The organism is Pseudomonas citrullilanati, from assembly GCF_030580855.1.
GTDB classification, from domain to species: Bacteria; Pseudomonadota; Gammaproteobacteria; order Pseudomonadales; family Pseudomonadaceae; genus Aquipseudomonas; species Aquipseudomonas citrulli.
The window spans coordinates 1-18956 of the sequence record NZ_JAUQOP010000006.1 but is presented as its reverse complement, the minus strand read 5'-3'; the positions used below and the strand labels follow the sequence as shown (position 1 = coordinate 18956).

The 18956-nt window shown below is 65.0% G+C and carries 15 protein-coding genes; 7 read left to right on the top strand and 8 right to left on the bottom strand.

All coding sequences use genetic code 11. The annotated features are described in order from the left end of the window. Positions 1-143: 143 nt before the first annotated feature. Genes Q6A48_RS06590 through Q6A48_RS06555 form a run of 8 tightly spaced genes read right to left on the bottom strand, consistent with a single transcriptional unit; the run spans position 144 to position 9153 of the window. A complete protein-coding gene (locus Q6A48_RS06590) occupies positions 144-1274 on the bottom strand; it encodes a glycosyltransferase family 4 protein (RefSeq protein WP_304552815.1) in 1131 nt (376 codons plus the stop codon). Continuing rightward, positions 1275-2405 carry a glycosyltransferase family 4 protein gene (locus Q6A48_RS06585; protein WP_304552813.1) on the bottom strand — a complete coding sequence of 377 codons (1131 nt, stop codon included), beginning with the start codon at positions 2403-2405 and terminating at the stop codon, positions 1275-1277. It lies immediately after the preceding gene. Then, positions 2396-3763 carry a glycosyltransferase family 4 protein gene (locus Q6A48_RS06580; RefSeq protein WP_304552812.1) on the bottom strand — a complete coding sequence of 456 codons (1368 nt, stop codon included), beginning with the start codon at positions 3761-3763 and terminating at the stop codon, positions 2396-2398. The genes Q6A48_RS06585 and Q6A48_RS06580 overlap by 10 nt, the downstream gene beginning before the upstream one ends. Continuing rightward, positions 3760-5031, bottom strand: a complete 1272-nt coding sequence (locus Q6A48_RS06575) for an ABC transporter ATP-binding protein (protein WP_304552811.1) — start codon at positions 5029-5031, stop codon at positions 3760-3762. Before Q6A48_RS06575 ends, Q6A48_RS06580 begins: the two co-directional genes overlap by 4 nt. Next, the gene (locus Q6A48_RS06570) at positions 5031-5828 is read right to left on the bottom strand and encodes an ABC transporter permease (protein WP_304552810.1); all 798 of its coding nucleotides are present in this window, start codon (positions 5826-5828) and stop codon (positions 5031-5033) included. The genes Q6A48_RS06575 and Q6A48_RS06570 overlap by 1 nt, the downstream gene beginning before the upstream one ends. Then, a complete protein-coding gene (locus tag Q6A48_RS06565) occupies positions 5828-7270 on the bottom strand; it encodes a mannose-1-phosphate guanylyltransferase/mannose-6-phosphate isomerase (RefSeq protein WP_304552808.1) in 1443 nt (480 codons plus the stop codon). Before Q6A48_RS06565 ends, Q6A48_RS06570 begins: the two co-directional genes overlap by 1 nt. 3 nt (positions 7271-7273) lie before the next feature. Beyond that, positions 7274-8242, bottom strand: a complete 969-nt coding sequence (gmd, locus tag Q6A48_RS06560) for a GDP-mannose 4,6-dehydratase (RefSeq protein ID WP_042731396.1) — start codon at positions 8240-8242, stop codon at positions 7274-7276. Beyond that, positions 8239-9153, bottom strand: a complete 915-nt coding sequence (locus tag Q6A48_RS06555) for a GDP-mannose 4,6-dehydratase (RefSeq protein WP_304552806.1) — start codon at positions 9151-9153, stop codon at positions 8239-8241. Before Q6A48_RS06555 ends, gmd begins: the two co-directional genes overlap by 4 nt. Positions 9154-9574: 421 nt before the next feature. Between Q6A48_RS06555 and Q6A48_RS06550 the strand changes: the two genes are divergently transcribed. The 7 genes from Q6A48_RS06550 (at position 9575) to Q6A48_RS06520 (ending at position 18742) form a co-directional block, all read left to right on the top strand. Further along, positions 9575-11230, top strand: coding sequence for a glycosyltransferase (locus Q6A48_RS06550; protein ID WP_304552805.1), 1656 nt, complete (start codon positions 9575-9577; stop codon positions 11228-11230). Further along, a complete protein-coding gene (locus Q6A48_RS06545) occupies positions 11224-12516 on the top strand; it encodes a glycosyltransferase (RefSeq protein WP_304552804.1) in 1293 nt (430 codons plus the stop codon). Before Q6A48_RS06550 ends, Q6A48_RS06545 begins: the two co-directional genes overlap by 7 nt. 8 nt (positions 12517-12524) lie before the next feature. Beyond that, on the top strand, positions 12525-13385 hold the full coding sequence (locus Q6A48_RS06540; protein ID WP_304552803.1) for a class I SAM-dependent methyltransferase: 861 nt from the start codon (positions 12525-12527) through the stop codon (positions 13383-13385). Next, positions 13382-14536: an acyltransferase family protein gene (locus Q6A48_RS06535; RefSeq protein WP_304552802.1), complete on the top strand. Its 1155-nt coding sequence runs from the start codon at positions 13382-13384 to the stop codon at positions 14534-14536. The genes Q6A48_RS06540 and Q6A48_RS06535 overlap by 4 nt, the downstream gene beginning before the upstream one ends. After that, positions 14530-15342 (top strand): class I SAM-dependent methyltransferase, encoded by an 813-nt coding sequence (locus Q6A48_RS06530; protein ID WP_304552800.1) that lies wholly within the window; start codon positions 14530-14532, stop codon positions 15340-15342. Before Q6A48_RS06535 ends, Q6A48_RS06530 begins: the two co-directional genes overlap by 7 nt. Before the next feature lie 78 nt (positions 15343-15420). Continuing rightward, positions 15421-16614 (top strand): DUF3142 domain-containing protein, encoded by a 1194-nt coding sequence (locus tag Q6A48_RS06525; protein ID WP_304552798.1) that lies wholly within the window; start codon positions 15421-15423, stop codon positions 16612-16614. Next, the gene (locus Q6A48_RS06520) at positions 16601-18742 is read left to right on the top strand and encodes a hypothetical protein (RefSeq protein WP_304552796.1); all 2142 of its coding nucleotides are present in this window, start codon (positions 16601-16603) and stop codon (positions 18740-18742) included. The genes Q6A48_RS06525 and Q6A48_RS06520 overlap by 14 nt, the downstream gene beginning before the upstream one ends. The last annotated feature ends 214 nt before the right edge of the window (positions 18743-18956 follow it).

Below are 18956 nucleotides of genomic sequence, written 5' to 3'. Positions count from 1 at the left end.
TTCACTGTGGGAGCAAGGCTTGCCCGCGATGAAGGCACTGCGGTCTTTCAAAGATCGAGGCGTCTGTTTCGCGAGCAAGCTTTGCTCCCACACAGCAGAGATAGATCCTCCACCACAGCGAATGCATCGTTCCAGTAGTAGGCCTATGCATAAGAAAGCGCCTTTTCCTCCAGCAGTTCCTCATATAGCCGCACCCACTTGCGGCCCATCTCTTCAGACGTGAACAACTGTCGGTAACGGGTTTCGGCCCTGGCCCCCATTGCCTGGGCTTGTGCCGGGTTTTCCCAGAGGGTGCGCATTGCCTCGCGAAAAGCTTCGGGGTTGCTCGGGGGCACCACCAGACCGGTTTCCTGGTGGACATTGATGTAGCTGGTGCCGGTGCCGATTTCACTGGAGATCATCGGCTTGCCGAACATCGCGCCTTCGAGCAGGGAGATACCGAAGGCTTCGGAGCGCAGGTGCGAGGGGAACACGATGGCATAGCTCAGTTCCAGCAGCGCGACTTTGTCCTCGTCCCCCAGGCGCCCGAGAAAATGCAGGTTGCGCAGGCCCAACGCCGCAGCCTGGGCATGCAGCGCTTTTTCCAGCGGGCCGGCCCCCATGATCACCACGGGATAATCCACGCCCTTGAGGGCGTCTAGCAGGATGTGCAGGCCCTTGTAATAGCGCATCACCCCGACGAACAGGAAGAAGCGCTCGCCCAGCCTGGCCCTCCAGCCTGCCATGCGTCCGGCATCAGGTTGTGGATAACTGCTCTTGTTGAGGCCATAGGTGATGACCCGGGTTTTGTCCGGGTAGTCCTTGAGCACGTCGCTGGTATGCACGTAGTTCGGCGACGCCGCGACGATGCGGTCGGCGCCGTCCAGGAAACGTTGCATCAGCGGCTTGTAGAGCTTGAGCAGGTGGCGCTGGCGGACGATGTCGGAGTGGTAGGTGACGACATAGGGTTTTTTCACGGCGCTGAAGAAATGCACCAGGTCCATGAACGGCCAGGGGAAGTGGTAATTGATCACGTCCGCTTCAGCGGCGAGTTCGCGAAATTTCTTGAAGACACTGTAGGAAAAACCGGTGGAAGCCAGTTGGAAATCCAGTCGGGCCTGATGAACGTCATGTTGTCGGATCCGGATGGGCTCGGGGGCGGGCTCCCTGCTCAGGGACAGCACGGTGTTGTTGATGCCGAGCCGGTCGGTGCTGTCGCACAGTTGGAAAATGACCTGTTCGATGCCACCCATGGATTCAGGCAGATAGGTTTTGTAAAAGTGCAGGACTCGCATTCAACCTCCCAGGACCTGGCGATACGCGCCCGCGGTCACCTTGGCGCAGCGCTCCCAGGAAAACAGCGCCGCTTGTTGCAATCCCGCTGTCCGGCAGGCTTGCCAGTGCTGCCGGTCTTCCATCAACCGGAGCATGGCTTCGCGCACACCCTGGTGGTCGTCCGGTTCGCAATAGTTGCCGGCCGGCCCGGCCACCTCGGGCATCGCCGAGCAGCGGGTGGTAATCACCGGGGTACCACTGGCCATCGCCTCGAGCACTGGCAAGCCAAAGCCCTCGTAGAGGGAAGGGAAGATCAGTGCGCGTGCACCGGCCAGCAGTTGGGCGACCTGCTCGTCCGGCAGGTACCCGGTCAGACAAACATGCCCGTCAGCCAGGGCCTTGCGCAACTCTTCGTTGAGCTGCGCCTGTTGCCATCCGCCCATTCCTACAATCAGCAGAGGAAAGGCCTGACGGATAGACTCGGGCAATCCGGCGTGAGCGCGAAGGGCCAGTGACAGGTTCTTGCGGGGCTCCAGGGTGCCGACACAGAGAAAATACCGACCCGCTTCCACGCCATGGGCCTTGAGCACTTCGTCGAGGGCTTCGGGCTCGCGCGGATGGAAACGCGTCGCTGCCCCCAGCGGCGCGACTCGCAGGCGTTCGGCAGGCAGGCCGAAGTGCCGTTGGGCTTCATCGGCGGTGAACTGCGACACGGTCATGATCAGTTGCGACTGTTCCACCGCCCGCGCCAACCGTCGTTCGATTTCTTTCAGGCGCGCCGCCGGTTGCGTCTCGGGGTAGCGCAGGTGGGCGAAGTCATGCAGGGTCATCACGGTCGGACCGTCGAAGGACAACGGCCACACGCTGGGTTCGTGATACAGGTCGATGGCCTGGGAGCGGCCCCGATCGAAGCGTTTCTGTTCCAGCCAGCGCCGTGCCTGATAGGCGCCCGGCACCTGCCGCAGCCAGGGGCTCAGGCGCGAATAGCCCGGCATGGCCGCCTCAGGCAACCGCGGGCTCCAGCCCCAGCCGTGGAACAACGACAATTGCACGTCCGGCTCCCGGGCCAGGGCGGTGGCCAGCTCCGCCACGTAGTGGCCGATGCCGGTGCGTGGCGCCTGGAGGATCCGGGCGTTGAGGGCTATCCGCATACGGCTTCCCGGTCCGGGGCCTTGGCCCCGACGTGCTGCCCGATGCGCTCCACCAGTTGCTCGCTGGCCTGGCGCCAGCTCAGCCATTGCCATTGGTCGAGGGGTCGCCTGGCCGGGAACTGCCCGCTGCGTTCCAGGCCGGTGACCAGGTCCGCCAGGCTTTGCGGGTCGCCAAGGTCGAAATAGGCCATGAACTCGCCACCGATTTCGCGGAACACCTCGATGTCGCTGCCCATGGCCGGTAAACCGCGCTGCATGGCCTCCACCAAGGGCAGGCCGAAACCCTCCACGTGGGACGGGAACACGAGCGCCGTGGCGTGTCGGTAGGCGTGCTCCAGGCTTTGGTCCGAGAGGCTGTTGAACATGAACAGGCGCTTGCCCAGTTGCGGGTGGCGCTCGATGCGCTCGATCAGCGCCTCGCATTTCCAGCCGATTTTCCCGACGATGCATAACCGCGCCCCTGAACCGGCCGCCCAGGCGCGCTCGAAGGCATCGAGCAGGTAGGTGTGGTTTTTCCGTGGTTCGATGGTGCTGACCATCAGGAACACGGGTTCGGGCTGCTTGAACATCTGCAGCAGACCCCGATCGATGGCGCGGTTCGGATCGGCCAGGTCCAGCTCGCTGCCCAGGTAGAAATAGTCGAACCAGCGCGCGCTGACCTGCTGTTCGCCCACGCGCCGGACCATTTCCTGGCGAACCTGGTCGCGGATGGTGCTGGAGATGGTGATGTAGCCGTCGGCGGTCCGGGCGATCCAGTCGAACCAGTGGTTGAACACCTTGACCAGCCCGGCATCGCAGAACTGGGGGTGGGTCAGCGGGATCAGGTCGTAGATGACCGACACGATGCCCACGCCTTCGCGCTTGAGCTGTTCGGCCAGGGGGAAGATGTCCGAATGCCAGGAGGAATCGAGCAACACCAGTTGATCGCCGGGCCGGTGCTCCAGCGGCACACAACGCTGTGGCAGTTCCGTGCCCTTGAGGGCGCGGTCGAGCAAGCGGATCGGAATGCTCAGGCAGCCGAAGGCGAACAGTCGACAGCCTACATACAGGAGCCGATGCGCCCATACCGATCGTTTGAAGGGCCACTGCCGTGCCAACGTCCGGTGCCAGAACCAGAACCGGTTGGCCATTTGCTCCCAGCGGATGCGCAGGCTGGCCAGGTCCAATTTTTTCGTCGACAGCGGCGCCAGGCTTTTCACTTCGTACAGCTTGCCTTGCACCATGACCACGGGAATGCATTCACGCTCGCCATCGCGGGCCGGCAGCTCGCGGATGACATTGCGCACCACTCGCTGGATGCCCGAATTGACTTCCGGGTGCTCGAACACATAGGTGCATTCCACCAGCAGGCGGGTCATGGCAACTCCTTTTGCTTGTGCGCCAACGCTTCGACGGCCGGTTGGCCCGAGCGCTGGATGCTGGTCCGGGCCTGGAGCCAGGAGCAGCCGACGAAGTCTTCCTGGCGGTTATTGATCACGTGGAACACCAACCCGTAGTCGCGCCATTCGAAATTGCGGTCCAGGTGCGAATCCAGCCGCGACAGGCTCAGCGCGACGGAGTAGTTCCCCTTGCCCAGGCGCATGTCGAAAGCGAAGCGGAAGGTGATCTGTTCGCCGGCCTTGAGGTCGGTCACGGCCTTGTCCTGGCGGTGGGTGTTGATCCCGTACATGGGTTGGCCGAGGCGATCCTTGATCAGAAAGCCCAGCACCAGGCGCTCGATGTCCTGGCGAATCTCGACCCGGACCTGCAGCACCATCGGCTGGCCGATCTCGGCCACTTCGACCGGCTGGCCCTGGCTATCGAGCAGTTGCACATCGAGGATGCCGGCCTCGCCGGTGCCGGAAATGGTCCGCACCTGGCCGTTGGCGAGCATTTCCTGGCGCACCACCTGGCCTTCGCGCTGGGCCAGCATGGCGTTGTAGTAGTCCATCACTTCTTCGGGCTTGCCGTGCATGGCCATGCGCCCGTGTTCGAGCAGGATGGCGCTGTCGCAGATCGACTGGATCGCCGAGCGGTCATGGGACACGATCAGCAGCGTGGTGCCGGCCTTGCGGAAGTTGCGGATGCGCTCGAAGCTCTTGTGCTGGAAATAGGCATCGCCCACCGACAGCGCCTCGTCGACGATCAGGATGTCCGGGCGCCGGGCCGTCGCGACGCTGAAGGCCAGGCGCATCTGCATGCCGCTGGAATAGGTGCGCACCGGTTGATCGATGGCCTCGCCGATTTCGGCGAACCCTTCGATCTCGGGCATCAGTGCCTGGATCTCCTCGACCTGCATGCCCAGCAACTGGCCGGCCATGAATGCGTTCTGGCGGCCGGTGAAGTCCGGGTGGAAGCCCATGCCCAGCTCCAGCAACGCGGCGACGCGGCCGCGCAGCTGTACCTGGCCGCAGGTGGGCTGGGTGGTGCCGGTGATCATCTTCAGCAACGTGCTTTTACCGGCCCCATTGACCCCGACGATGCCGACGGCCTCGCCGGGCTGGATCTCGAAGTCCACCCCTTGCAGGATCCAGTGCAACTGATGGCGCTGGCGCGAGAAGGGGACCAGCCATTCGAACAGCCGGCTCCAGCGATTCGGATAGTGCTTGTAGGCCTTGCCCAGGCCACTGACGCGTAGATGTCCCATCAGAGTTCGTCCACCATTTCACCGCCGCGCGTACGAAACAGGCGCAAGCCGGTGGCGCACAACAGCAGGCCGACGACCAGCAACGGCAGCAGCGAACCCCAGTCCGGCCACTGGTTGTAGAGGAACAGGTTCTGGTAGCTCTGCATCAGGGCGGTCATGGGGTTGAGGGCCAGCCAGGGCTGGACCGACGGCGGCAGGATGGTGATCGGGTAGACAATCGGCGTGAGCCAGAACCAGAACTGCAGGCAGATGCCGAACAGTTGCCCGACATCACGGAAAAACACGTTGAGAATCCCCAGGAGCATGCCCAGCCCCGCGGCAAACATCACCTGCAGGGCCAGCAACGGTATCAGCGCCAGCAAGCTCAGGCCTGGCCAGCGCCCGGTGATCAGCAGGAACCCGAGGAACAGCCCGAGGATGATCGCGAAGTTGATCCCGGCGTTGAACAGCACGATCACCGGGAGGCAGATCCGGGGGAAGCTGATTTTCTTCAACAGATTGGCGTTTTCCAGGAACATGCCCTGGCTGCGGGTGGTGATCTCGGCGAAGAACCCCCAGGTCAGCAACCCCGCGCAGAGGTAAACGCTGTAGGCCATGCCATCTTCCACCCCCGGCAGGCGGGCGCGCATGATGTGGGAAAAAATCACCGTGTAGACCAGGATCATCGACAACGGATTGAGCACCGTCCACAGCGCGCCGAACAGCGAGTTGCGATAGCGCGCCTGGAACTCGCGCTTGACGCTGCCCAGGACGAAGCCGCGGTAGCTCCACAGGGTGCGTTGCAGGGTCAGTAACATCAGCCGGCCCTGCCGTAGTGATCCTCGAAGCGCACGATGTCATCTTCTCCCAGGTATTCGCCGCTCTGCACTTCGATGATGACCAGGTCGATGACGCCGGGGTTTTCCAGGCGATGCTTGTGGCCGGCGGGAATGAAGGTCGATTCGTTCTTGGCCACCAGGTGCGAACCGGAGCCGTTGTTGGTGACCTTGGCCATGCCTTCGACCACCACCCAGTGTTCGTTGCGGTGATGGTGCATCTGCAGCGACAGCGACGCGCCCGGCTTGACCACGATGCGCTTGATCTTGAAGCGCGGGCCTTCCTCGAGCACGGTGTAGCTGCCCCAGGGCCGGCTGACGGTTCGGTGCAGGCGATAGGCTTCGTGGGCCTTGTCCTTGAGCTGCCGGGCCACACGCCGCACATCCTGGGCGCGGTCGGCATGGGCCACCAGCACGGCGTCGGCGGTGTCGATGATGATCAGGTCTTCCACGCCCAGGGCGGCCACCAACCGCCCGTCGCTCTGGACGAAGTTGCGCTGGCTGTCCATGAACAGGGCCTCGCCCGTGGCGCGATTGTCCTGCGCATCGGCCGGTACCAGGCCGGCGACGGCGGTCCAGGAACCGATGTCGCTCCAATCGAAGGCCGCCGGGATCACCACCACGTTGGCGGAGCGCTCCATGAGGGCGTAGTCGATGGAGATGTCCGGCATGGTGGCGAACTGTTCGGCGGACAATTCGTGTTGCACGCACCCCGAGGTCTCCACGGCCGTGCTCGCGGCGATGCAGGCGCGGGCCTGCTCCAGCAGCTCGGGGGCGTGGGTGTGCAACTCCGCCAGCAGGGTCTTGGCCGAAAAGCAGAACATGCCCGAATTCCACAGGAACCGGCCGCTTTCCAGGTAGTGGGTGGCGGTCTGCAAGTCGGGCTTTTCGACGAAGCGCATGACCTTGGCGGCGCCCCGGGTGTCCAGCGGTTTGCCCCGTTCGATGTAGCCGAAGCCGGTCTCCGGGGTGGTCGGCAGTACGCCGAAGGTCACCAGGTGGCCGCGCTTGGCCAGCTCCACCGCGTGTTCCACGGACGCCTTGAAGGCGGCCTCGTTCTGGATCAGGTGGTCGGCGGGCATCACCACCAGGATCGCCTCGTCACCGTGCAGGGCCTGCACGGCGAGGGCGGCGGCGGCGATCGCCGGTGCGGTGTTGCGGCCCGTCGGTTCAAGGACGAAATGACCGCGATGACGCTCCAGGTGGGCGTTCTGGTAATGGTCGCGGCTCTGGAAGTAATACTCGCGATTGGTGACGGTGACGATGTCGCCCCGGCCATCGAACAATCCCGCGGCGCGGCGGTAGGTCTTGCCCAGCAACGACTGGCCGTCGGGCAAGGCCATGAAGGGTTTCGGATGGCCCTCGCGGGACACCGGCCACAACCTCGTCCCGGCACCGCCGGAGAGAATCACGGGAATGAGCATGGCCTACTCCTTGGCGACGCGTTTCATGTCCGCATCCATCATCATGCGGATCAGGGTGTCGAGGTCGGTCCTGGGCTTCCAGCCCAGCACTCTCTGGGCCTTGGCCGGGTTGCCGAGCAACACTTCGACTTCGGCCGGACGGAAAAATGCCGGGTCGATCTTCACGAAGTCCCGGTAGTCCAGGTCGACGTGCTCGAAGGCGATCCTGCACATTTCCCGCACGGTGGTGGTCACGCCGGTGGCCACCACGTAGTCGTCCGGCTTGTCTTGCTGCAGCATCAGCCACATGGCCTCGACGTAGTCGCCGGCGAAGCCCCAGTCACGCTTGGCGTCGATATTGCCCAGGCGCAGCTCCTGCTGCTTGCCCTGCTTGATGCGGGCCGCGGCGTCGGTGACCTTGCGGGTCACGAACTCGATACCGCGCAGGGGCGATTCGTGGTTGAAGAGGATCCCGCTGCTGGCGTGCAGGCCGAAGCTCTCACGGTAGTTGACGGTGATCCAGTGGCCGTACAGCTTCGCCACGCCATAGGGGCTGCGGGGGTAGAACGGCGTGTGTTCATCCTGTTGCTCGGCCTGGATCAGGCCGAACATCTCGCTGGTGGAGGCCTGGTAGAAACGGGTATGGGGGCTGAACTGGCGAATGGCTTCGAGCAGGTGGGTCACCCCCAGCCCGTCGACGATACCGGTGGTCACCGGCTGGTCCCAGGAGGCCGCGACGAAACTTTGCGCGGCGAGGTTGTACACCTCGTCCGGCGCCGACTTGATCACGGCCCGCTGCACCGAGCAGGCATCGGCCATGTCGCCGTCCAGGTAAACGATGTCCTGTTCGATGCCGGTCTCGCGCAGTCGCCAGCGCGAATCGCTGCTTCGCCGTGCCACCAGCCCGTGGACCCTGTAACCCTTGTCGAGCAGCAACTTGGCCAGATACGCGCCATCCTGGCCGGTGATCCCTGTGATCAATGCACTTTTCATTCTTCTCGTACCCGTCCCTCCCAGTCGGACAGGATCGCCCGCAGGGATTGTTGTGTTGTTGTTTCAGGCGTCCATCCAGTGGCCTGGTGCAGCTTGGCGGGGCTGCCACAGACCCGACGCTGTTCTGCACGGCGCATGCGCGCGGGGTCCTGGATCAGTTGCACGTCGATTTGGGCGATGTCGGCCAATTGCTCAATGAGGCTGCGGATGCTCTGCTCGCGCCCCGAGCAGATGTTGTAGACCTGCCCGGGCACGCCGCTGTCGAGCAAGGCCAGGTAGGCCGAGATCACATCGCCGACGTCGAGGAAGTCGCGGGTCACGTCGATGTCGCCGACTTGCAGCCGGGCCGGTTGCAGCCCCTGCTTGATCCGGCTGATCTGGCGGGCGGCGCTGGCGATGACGAAGCTGTCCTTCTGGCCGGGGCCGATGTGATTGAACGGCCGGGCCACCAGCACCGGCCAGCCTTCGCTCATGCCCCACTGCAAGCTCAGCAGCTCGGCCGACAATTTGCTCACGGCGTAAGGGTTGCGCGGGGCGGCGGCTTGCAGCTCGCTGATGGGCAACTGGTTTTCGCTGACCTGGCCATACACGTCGCCGGAGCTGACATACAGGAACGTCCCGGTGAACCCCCGGGCCTTGAGGGCCTGGAGAAGATTCAAGGTGCCCAGCAGGTTGATCTGCAGGGTGCGCGCCGGGTCACGAAAGGCTTCGGGGACGAACGTCTGTCCCGCCAGGTGGATCACCGCGTCGGGGATCTCGGGCCAGAGGCCTTCCAGGGTCTTGCTGTCGGTCAGGTCGTAACGGGCGGCCACGGGCATGACGTGCCAGGCCGAATCGGGGGCGTCCAGGCGTAATTTGATATGACGTCCCACGAAACCGCTGAGGCCCGTGACGAACAGACGTTTTTTCAAGCACCAACCCCCTTTGATGGATGCTTCGTTCCTGGGCGAATCGAGTAGGAAATCTCCGTAAGATCGGGGAAACGTCCTTTAACAATCGGCCAAGAGAAGCGTTTGTTGTAGTTGTTTGGTATCAATTTGTGCCAATTTCTCGGCAATTTCAACAACGCAAACCGTGACCGGTCAGTTCTCGTATTTATAGCGGGTTTATTCGCGCCGGGCGGTTCACGAACCCTTGGCGGATGTGTTTAGAATGCCCCTCGACACCCCTTGCGGTGCAGGTTCGCAGATCGAACCGCCGGGCGAGGGTCACTAAAAACAAGAACGACACGGGTAGCGAGGGTCTCGAAGAACACGGCATCGGCCGGTTCGCTGCGAGGCTCGACCGTCATGAAAAGAGGTAGCCAGGAGGGCGACCTCCCTTTGGGGTGCCATGAACTTCATTCTTTACTCGGACGTAAACGACCACTCCATCAGCCAGAGCCTCGGCCGCCCGGAGTACAGCTACTACTTCGTGCTCAAGGCCTATCGTCCCGTGCTTGAAAGCCTGGGGACGGTGCACGTGGTGGCCTCGGTCGCCGAGGTCGACCCGCTGTATCGGGCCCTGCACGAGGCCGGGCAGGATTGCCTGTTCCTTTCCTTTTCACCCCCGCACAAGGCGCCCGTCGACCTGCTTTGCCCGATGGTCTGCGTCGTTGCCTGGGAGTTCGATTCGATCCCGGCCGAGCATTGGGATGACGACCTTCGGCATGACTGGAGCCGCACGCTGGCGCGCCATGGCCGGGTGATTACCTTGTCCAGCCACACGGCCGCGGCCGTTCGTCGGACGCTGGGCGAAGACTTTCCGGTGCTGGTCCTGCCGACGCCGCTGTGGGAGCGTTTCGCAGCGGTTCGCGAGCAGTACCCGAGCACGCCCGTGAACCCAGGCAGCACCTTGCAGATCAAGGGCTGCATCATCGACAGCCAGGTCCTCGGGCTGTCGGCCGATGGCTTGATCGCACCGATTACCGAAGCAGACGATGCGCCGCTGCCCGAGCCGCCGGTGGTCGAGCCCGAGCCGCTGGTGCAAGTGCCGGCCATTGAACCACCGCCCCTGACATGGCGCCGCCGGGCATTCATCTCCCGTCATTACCTGCGCGAAGTCTTGCGTATCTTCACCCACAGGCGCGAGCAGGGGCCGGTGTGGCAGCTCAAGCACAACCTGCTTTGCTGGTATCGCGAAGCGGCCCGTGACCTGGTGCCGGTGCCGGTCCGCGTTGCGATCAACCGGATCCTGAGGGGGCCGCCCGGGCCACCGGTGCCCGTGGCAGAGGAGCCGGTGCCTGAGCCGATACCCGCGCCGCCACCCCCGGAGCACCCCCAGGCCCTGCTGCCGGACATTAGCCAGACCGTTGAGACCCACGTCAGCGGCGTGGTGTATGCCAGCGTGTTCAATCCCGATGACGGCCGCAAGAACTGGCATCACCTGATCACCGCCTTCTGCTGGGCCCTGCGCGATGCCGAGGACGCGACGCTGGTGCTGAAGATGACCCAGAACGACCTGTCGACCTACTACGTGGAGTTGCTGACGCTGCTGTCCCAGTTGTCGCCGTTCAGTTGCCGCGTGGTGGTGATGCACGGTTACCTGGAGGACGAGCAGTTCGCCCGCTTGTACGGCGCGGCGAGCTTCTACGTCAACGCTTCGCGCTGCGAAGGCTTGTGCCTGCCGCTGATGGAGTTCATGTCCTGTGGGCGTCCAGCCATCGCGCCGGATCACACGGCGATGCGCGACTACATCGACCCGGGGGTCGCCTTTGTCGTCGAGTCCAGCCGCGAACCCACCATCTGGCCGGAAGATTCACGCATCTTGTATCGCACCCTGCGCCATCGACCCGACTGGGGTTCGTTGAAACTCGCCTACCAGCAGAGCTACGCCATGGCGCGCAATGACCCGCAGGCCTACCAGGCCATGGCCGTTGCCGCCAACGAGCGGATGCGTCGCTATTGCGGCTTCGCCCCGGTGCGCCAACGCCTGGTGGATTTCCTGGCGGTGGCCGATGACGACGCCAGGCTGCCGCTCGCGGTGCAGGCGGGAGGCGCGGCATGCTGATCATCATTTATTCGGAAACCAACCAGAGCAACATCCTGGAGAACCTCGGCAAGCCCGAGTACAGCTATTACTTCGTGCTCAAGGAGTTCCGCCCGGTGCTGGAGCGGTTGGGGCGAGTGATCGAAGTGACCCGGCCGGACGAGGAAGTCGATGCGCTGTACGCCGATTGCCTGCTTCGCGGCGAAGACTGCGTGTTCCTGTCGTTTTCACCGCCCCATCGCACCGCAGCCCACTATGCCTGCCCGACGGTGCCGGTGTTCGCCTGGGAATTCAGCACCATCCCCACCGAGAGTTGGCAGGGTGAACCCCGCCACGATTGGCGGGTGGTGCTGGGGGCGACCGGCATGGCGATCACCCATTCCAGCTTCACCGTCAACGCCGTGCGCGAGGTGATGGGCGCGGATTACCCGATCGCCGCCATCGCGGCCCCGGTGTGGGACCGTTTTGCCGCACGTGGCGCGGTGCTGGCCCAGCGGCCGACGGTCGATCACATGCGCCTGCAACTGCGGGGCTTGTTGATCGACAGCCGGACCACCGACCTGCGGCCCTATGGCCCGCCGGCCCATCAGACCGGAACCCCGCTGGTGCTGGACGGCCCGCCCCGGGACTGCGAGTTGTTGCTGGACGGGGTGATCTACACCTCGGTGTTCAACCCCTACGACGGTCGCAAGAACTGGAAGGACATGATCAGCGCCTTCTGCACCACGTTCCGCGACGTTGCCGATGCGACCCTCGTGCTCAAGCTGACCCATCACGACGTCACCGCGGCGCTGACCGACATGCTGCACCATGTGTACAAGAACCAGTCGTACCGCTGCCGCATCGTGCTGATCCACGGCTACCTGGCCGACGCTGACTACGAGCGGCTGGTGGAAGCCACCCGGTATGTGGTCAACAGTTCCTACGGCGAAGGGCAGTGCCTGCCGTTGATGGAGTTCATGTCCTGCGGGCGGCCCGCGATCGCGCCGCTGAACACGGCGATGGCCGACTACATCGATCACGACAACGCCTTCGTCGTGAAGTCGACCGAAGAACTGACCGCCTGGCCCCATGATCCGCGTGCCGCCTACCGGACCCTGCGCTACGTCACCGATTGGGATTCGCTGTGCTCGGCCTTTCGCGCCAGCTATGACGTGGCCCGCAATGACCCCGAGCGTTATCGCCGGATGTCGGCCCACGCCGTGCGCAGCCTGGAAACATTTTGCAGCCAAGCCAACGCCGAACAGCGTTTGGCGGCATTTTTACAACAGGCTGCGCAGCGGCAGCGGAGCGCAGGGCAGCCATGATCCAGCGCATGCTTGCCTGGCTCAGGCCGCCGGTCGAAGCCCCGTCGCCACCTCCACAGGCCGTTTCGCCCCGTGATGCGGGCCTGTACGACGCGATGCTCGATGGCTGGTTTCGCCCCGAAACCGGCGAGTTGCTCCAGGGCTTCCCCATCGGGGCCGGCGACACCTTGCTGGATGTGGGCTGCGGCGAAGGCGTGGCGACGCTGTTCGCGATGCGCCAGGGGGCGTCGGTGATCTTTACCGACAGCGAGCAGGACAAGGTGCGCGAGCTGGCGCGACAGGTCGAGGCGCAAGCGACTGCGCCATTCCTCGGGCTGGTCAGCAACAGCTTGCCATTACCCCTGGCCGACGGCTGTGCGAACAAGATCGTGTGCATGGAAGTGCTCGAACACATCGAGCAGCCGGAGCCGTTCATGGCTGAGTTGGTGCGCATGGGCCGGCCGGGGGCGCAGTACCTGCTCAGCGTACCGGCCCCGGTGGGCGAGCAGTTGCAGCGGGGGATCGCGCCGGCCGCCTATTTCCAGGCGCCCAACCATGTCCAGGTGTTCAGCGCCGAACGCTTTGCCGCGTTGGTGGAAGACGCTGGCCTGGTGATCGAGCACCGCCAGGCCAGCGGATTCTTCTGGGTCATGGGCATGATTTTCTTCTGGGCCAGCGAGCAGGCAGCGGGCCGCCACCTCGAAGGGGCCGTGCGTGATCGTATCCAGGCGCCGTACCCCGCGCTGATGGAACGCTGGGCGGGCGTCTGGCAGGGCTTGCTGGCACAGCCCGATGGCCTGGCGATCAAGCAGGTGCTGGACCGGTTCATGCCCAAGAGCCAGGTCATCATCGCCCGCAAGCCAGATCTTTTGCCGGGGAGTGCCACATGAGCAGCAAGCGGATCATGGACATCGAGTTGCTGCGCGCCGTCGCGGTGATGGGCGTGCTGTTTCACCACTTGCAGGGCATGCCGTTTCCCGGCGGATGGCCGCGCCTGGCGGCCCTGGCCGACAGCTTCCAATTGTGGTGGGGGGTGGACCTGTTCTTTGCAATCTCGGGGTTCGTCATCGGTCGCAGCCTGATTCCACAGTTGCGCCGCTGCGAGGGGCCCCGGCAATTCTGGGCCGCCACCCGGGACTTCTGGATCCGCCGGGCCTTTCGCCTGCTGCCGTCGGCCTGGCTCTGGCTGCTGTTGATCCTGCTGGCGACATTTTTCCTGAACCGTTCCGGCGCCTTCGGCAGCGTGCAGGCCAACCTGCAAGCGACCCTGGCCGGTTTCCTGCAATTTGCCAACTTGCGTTTTGCCGACGCGTTCATGCGTTACGAATATGGGGCTAGCTTCGTGTACTGGACGCTCTCGCTGGAGGAGCAGTTCTATCTGGTGTTGCCGCTGTTGGTGTTCGTCTCGCGCCGGTACCTGGTCTGGGTCCTGCTGGCGGTCGTAGTGGTGCAGTTCTTCACCTGGCGGGCGCTGTGGCTGTCGGTGATCCGTACCGATGCCCTCGCGCTTGGCGTGTTGTTGTCGATCTGGAGCCTGCAACCCAGCTACTGGCGCTTCGAACCCAAAGGGTTGCGCTGGCCCGGCTTGGGTGTGCTGCTGATCGTGGGCCTGGGCGGCGTGATGGCCTGGGTGGCGACCGAGCATTTCAATCTGTCGTTCTACCGTCTAGGGGTCATCGCGGTGTGCAGTGCCGTGCTGGTGTGGGTGGCTTCCTACGACCGGGATTACCTGCTGCCCCGCAGCCGGCTGAAAACCGCGCTGACCTGGGTGGGCAGCCGTTCCTACGGCATCTATCTGATCCATATCCCGGTGTTCTTCCTGCTGCGTGAACTTTGGTTTCGCTTCGCCCCGTTGGGTTCGCCGGACCCGGCCAGCCATCCGTGGCTGGCCCTGGCCTGCGCCTTGCTGCTGATCGGGTTGTTGAGCGAACTCAATTACCGGCTGGTCGAAATGCCCATGCGTAACCGCGGTGCGCGCCTGGTCGACCGCCTGTCCACCGCCCGAACCGTCCTGCCTGCCTCTGGAGCCCCGTCATGCTGAGCCTTTTGAAGAAACTCACCACGGGCACACCCGCGCCCGCGGCGCCTGCGGCCGACAAGGTCGACCCGTACATGCTCGGGCTGCACGATGCGATGCTCAGTGGCTGGTTCAACCAGCAGACGGGCGAGCTGTTCACGGGCTTTCCCGTCACCGCCGAGGACACCCTGCTGGATGTCGGCTGTGGTGATGGCGGCAATGTGCATTTCTGCGCGATGCGCGGGGCGAAGATCATCATCGCCGACATCGACGCCGCCAAGGTGGAGGCCACCCGCCAGCGCCTGGGTGACACGCCCGCGCGTGGCATCGAGTGCCATGTGACCGACTGCAACCCGTTGCCCATCGCCGACGCCACGGCCACGCGGGTGGTCTCCACCGAAGTCATCGAGCACGTTGACGACCCGGCGCAGTTCCTCGCCGAACTGGTACGGGTCGGCCAGCCCGGCGCCTTGTACCTGTTGAGCGTGCCGCACCCCAGCTCCGAAGACCTGCAGAAAGACATCGCCGCGCCGGAGTATTTCCAGAAGCCCAACCACATTCGCATCATCAGTGAAGCGCAATTCAAGGCGATGGTCAGCGAGGCCGGGCTGGAGGTGTTGAGCCACAGCCAATACGGTTTCTACTGGTCGTTATGGATGTTGTTGTTCTGGGAGGCCAAGGTCGATTTCAGCAACGCCGATCATCCGCTGCTCAACCATTGGGCCGACACTTGGCAGGCGGTGCTGAATTCGCCCCGGGGGGCGCAGATCAAGCAGGCGCTGGACGCGGTGGTGGCCAAGAGTCAGGTGATCATTGCGCGCAAGCCTTGATGGCGCCAAACCCTGTAGGTAGGTTTAGGCGCGCTCCCACAACCCCTGTACGTGTCTTTTCCGGACCGATAAGGCTTCATGATTTCTCTTTTCCGGTTCTCCCTGGCCCTCGGCGTGTTGCTCCTGGGTGGCTGCGACCAGTCCCCGCGCCCGGCTCTCGACCAACAGCTGTATATCTGGCAACGCCAATGGACGCCCGCCCACGCGCCGGCGCTGAGTCAAAGCCGAGGCGACTTTTCCACCCTGCGGGTGCTGGCGTTGCAGGCGTTTCCCGGGGCCGGTTGGAGCCGGGCGCGGATCGACCCGGCCTTGCTCAAGGCGGACGGCCGTCCGTTGATCGCGGTGATTCGCCTGGACGGCCAGCTCAAATCCCTGGACCAGGACGATGTGATCGCGCAGATCCAGCAGGTGCTCAGTGACTGGCAGGCCCAGGGACTCGCGCCCGTGGGGGTGGAGATCGACCACGACGCCGGCAATGCACGGCTGCCGGCCTACGGGCAATTCCTTGGCCGATTGCGGCACCGTTTGCCCGCCAGCCTGCGGTTGAGCATCACTGCGCTGCCGGCCTGGCTCGACAGCCCTTCGCTGGCGGGTGTGTTGGAAGCGGTGGAGAGCAGCGTGCTGCAGGTTCATGCGGTGAGCGATCCGCGCCAAGGACTGTTCGACCCGGACCAGGCGCGGCGCTGGGCCGAGCGCTGGAGTGCCGTCACCACGCGCCCGTTCTACCTGGCCCTGCCGGCCTACGGCGTGGCCTTGCTCAGCGGCGAAAGCGGTGCGCCGGTGGTGGAAAGCGAGGTGCCGATCGACCGTGGCGGTGAGTGGCGCGAGTTGTTGGCCGACCCCCAACAAGTCGCCGGGCTGGCGGCCGGCCTGCGCTCCGACCCACCGAAACACCTGGCCGGGTTAATCTGGTTCCGCCTGCCGCTGGCGGGCGATCGTCGCGCCTGGAGCCTGACCACGCTGGGGGCCGTCGCTCGGGGCGATGCCCTGGACAGCCGACTGGCCGTGCAACTGGCGGAGCGGGGCGGCCTGTACGATATCGCGCTGGTCAACCAGGGCAATCTCGACAGCCCCTGGCCCCAGCGCCTGACGTTGGCGGCGGAGGGGTGTGACGGCGTCGATGCCTTGGCCGGTTACACGTTGCAACAAAGTCCGGGACTGCTTACCTTCACCCGCATTCGGGAAGGCCGCTTGGCCGCCGGTGCCCAGCGTGCGATTGGCTGGGCACGCTGCACAAAAATGGATCAAGGAGGTTTCAATGTTTACCCGTAAGTGGCCCCGTCGCCTGCTGTGCCTGAGCCTCAGCTTGCCGTTGGGCCAGGCGCTGGCTTGCGGGCCGGAGTTCCCCATGCGCCTGTTGGATAACCGCGCCCAGTCACTGGCCGAATTGCCTGAAGGCAGCTTTCGCTTCGAGGTCAGCCGTCTCGGCCAGGCGATTGCCGGGCTCCAGCCGGCCACGGAGGCGACCCGCAACCCGGATTACAGCTATGACGACGTGTCTTCCTACGTTGAACAGCGCAACCAGGCCGAACGGATTGGCCTGACACCACCGCAACAAGCGGTGGTCGAGCGCCTGCGGGCGCTCAGCGATGTCGAACAGATCGCCAGCGAAGCCGCGAACCTGCCAGCCGAGCTGCGGTTATACGCCATTGGCGCGGCGGCGTTCGGCGCCGGCGAACATCAACGCGCGGCCGAGGCGTTCCAGCAATTGTTGGCGTTGCCGGCTGACCAGCGCTCCCTGCGCAGCACTTGGGCGGCGTACTCCCTGGGACGCGCCTTGTTCGCCCTGAGCACCGAAGCGGGCAGCGGCGAACCGGCCGTCTTGCAAGACCAGGCCCGGGCGGCCTTCCGCCAGGCCCGGGAGATGAGCGTTGCCGGCTTCAGCGATCCGCTGGAACTGGGTATCGCCAGCCTGGGTGAAGAGGCCCGGGTGGCCTACACCGCTGGCGACTGGGAGAGTGCCATCGGGTTGTATGCGAGCCAGTCCTTGCAAGGTTCGCCAGTGGGCTACAGCTCCTTGTTGCAATTGGCAGGCGATCTTTACGTGCAGCCGGACGAGCAACTGGCGGCGTTGCTCAAGGGCCGCGGGGTGCAGCGCCTGGCTGCCGCGTACCTGCTCAGCCGCGTCGGCTGGTGGGACGGCGAGGAACCCTCGGGTGAGATGCGCTTGGTCAAACTGCTGCAAGCCAACGCCCGGGACAACCTGGAAGATGCCGACCGTTTGGCCGCGGTGAGTTACCAGCACGGCGATTACGCCAGCGCCAAGGCCTTTGTGGAGAAGGCCACCGACACCGGGCTGGCCTGGTGGGTGCGGGCCAAGCTCGCGCTGCGCGACGGCGACAAGGTGGCTGCGGCGTCGGCCTATGCCAAAGCGGCCCAGGCCTTTCCGAAGGACGAATCGTGGGGTAACCGCCGGACGCCGGATTGGGACTACGAAACCGTGCAGCCCAAGTGCCGGGTCGAAGGTGAAAGCGCAATCCTTGCCTTGCAGCGCGGCGATTACCTGCAAGCCTTCGACCAGCTCTACCGCGGCCAGGGCAATTACTGGTACGACGCCGCCGCCGTCGCCGAACGGGTGCTGACGGTGGATGAGCTCAAGCAGTACGTCGACGGGCAAGTCCCGGCGCCGCCGGCATTGAGCCAACAGGATCGCGACAACTACGTGCCCTTGCCGGTCGCCGCCAGCCTGCGCAACCTGCTGGGACGACGCTTGTTGCGCGAAGGGCGCTACGACGAAGCACCCGCGTATTTCGACAATGCCGATCTCCAGGACAAGGCCCGGGCCTACGGACAGGCGCGCCAGGACGCGGAGTCCAAATGGTGGCCGACCCGGCAGGCCGAGGCTTACTACAATGCCTCCAGAATCGCGCGCCAATGGGGCATGGAGCTGCTCGGGTACGAGATGGCGCCGGATTACGCCAGTCTTGGCGGCAGCTACAGCCTGGAGCCCGTGGAGCTGAAAGTCGGGCCGCTGGTGGCCGAGGGCGAGGTGCAGCGCCAGCAAGCCAGCGCCGCGCAACCGGACGTGCGCTACCACTATCGCTTTGTCGCCACGGCGCTGGCGAGCCAGGCGGCCGATCACCTGCCCCATACCAGCCAGGCGTTCGCGGCGGTGTTGTGCAAGGCGGTCGGCTACAACTCGAGCCTCGAAGAGCAGAGTGCGCTGTACCAGCGCTACGTGAAGGACGGTCCGTACGTGGAGTGGGCGGCGAATTTCGGCTACCAATGCCCGGAGCCGGAATTCCACAACGCCAACAAGCGCTACGTCACCCAGGCCCTGGAGCCGATCCGTTCGGCACTGCGCCCGTACAAGCGTTGGCTGCAAGTGGGCGGCGCGGTGCTGGTGGTGGCGGCGGTGCTGGGCTTGGTCCGTCGGCGTCGACGCGCCCGGCCAGCCTGACCGAACCCCCCTTGTGGGGGGGGGGGGGGGGGGGGGGGGGGGGGGTGGGTGGGGGGGGGGGGGGGGGGGGGGGGGGGGGGGGGGGGGGGGGGGGGGGGGGGGGGGGGGGGGGTGGGGGGGGGGGGGGGGGGGGGGGGGGGGGGGGGGGGGGGGGGGGGGGGGGGGGGGGGGGGGGGGGGGGGGGGGGGGGGGGGGGGGGGGGGGGGGGGGGGGG

What these genes read in the sequence shown, in the direction of transcription:
- Q6A48_RS06550 (WP_304552805.1), top strand. Translation starts at nt 9,575, where the DNA reads ATGAACTTCATTCTTTACTCGGACGTAAACGACCACTCCATCAGCCAG.
- Q6A48_RS06545 (WP_304552804.1), top strand. Translation starts at nt 11,224, where the DNA reads ATGCTGATCATCATTTATTCGGAAACCAACCAGAGCAACATCCTGGAG.
- Q6A48_RS06570 (WP_304552810.1), bottom strand. Translation starts at nt 5,828, where the DNA reads ATGTTACTGACCCTGCAACGCACCCTGTGGAGCTACCGCGGCTTCGTC.
- Q6A48_RS06520 (WP_304552796.1), top strand. Translation starts at nt 16,601, where the DNA reads ATGTTTACCCGTAAGTGGCCCCGTCGCCTGCTGTGCCTGAGCCTCAGC.
- Q6A48_RS06525 (WP_304552798.1), top strand. Translation starts at nt 15,421, where the DNA reads ATGATTTCTCTTTTCCGGTTCTCCCTGGCCCTCGGCGTGTTGCTCCTG.
- Q6A48_RS06535 (WP_304552802.1), top strand. Translation starts at nt 13,382, where the DNA reads ATGAGCAGCAAGCGGATCATGGACATCGAGTTGCTGCGCGCCGTCGCG.
- gmd (WP_042731396.1), bottom strand. Translation starts at nt 8,242, where the DNA reads ATGAAAAGTGCATTGATCACAGGGATCACCGGCCAGGATGGCGCGTAT.
- Q6A48_RS06590 (WP_304552815.1), bottom strand. Translation starts at nt 1,274, where the DNA reads ATGCGAGTCCTGCACTTTTACAAAACCTATCTGCCTGAATCCATGGGT.
- Q6A48_RS06585 (WP_304552813.1), bottom strand. Translation starts at nt 2,405, where the DNA reads ATGCGGATAGCCCTCAACGCCCGGATCCTCCAGGCGCCACGCACCGGC.
- Q6A48_RS06565 (WP_304552808.1), bottom strand. Translation starts at nt 7,270, where the DNA reads ATGCTCATTCCCGTGATTCTCTCCGGCGGTGCCGGGACGAGGTTGTGG.
- Q6A48_RS06540 (WP_304552803.1), top strand. Translation starts at nt 12,525, where the DNA reads ATGCTTGCCTGGCTCAGGCCGCCGGTCGAAGCCCCGTCGCCACCTCCA.
- Q6A48_RS06530 (WP_304552800.1), top strand. Translation starts at nt 14,530, where the DNA reads ATGCTGAGCCTTTTGAAGAAACTCACCACGGGCACACCCGCGCCCGCG.
- Q6A48_RS06575 (WP_304552811.1), bottom strand. Translation starts at nt 5,031, where the DNA reads ATGGGACATCTACGCGTCAGTGGCCTGGGCAAGGCCTACAAGCACTAT.
- Q6A48_RS06580 (WP_304552812.1), bottom strand. Translation starts at nt 3,763, where the DNA reads ATGACCCGCCTGCTGGTGGAATGCACCTATGTGTTCGAGCACCCGGAA.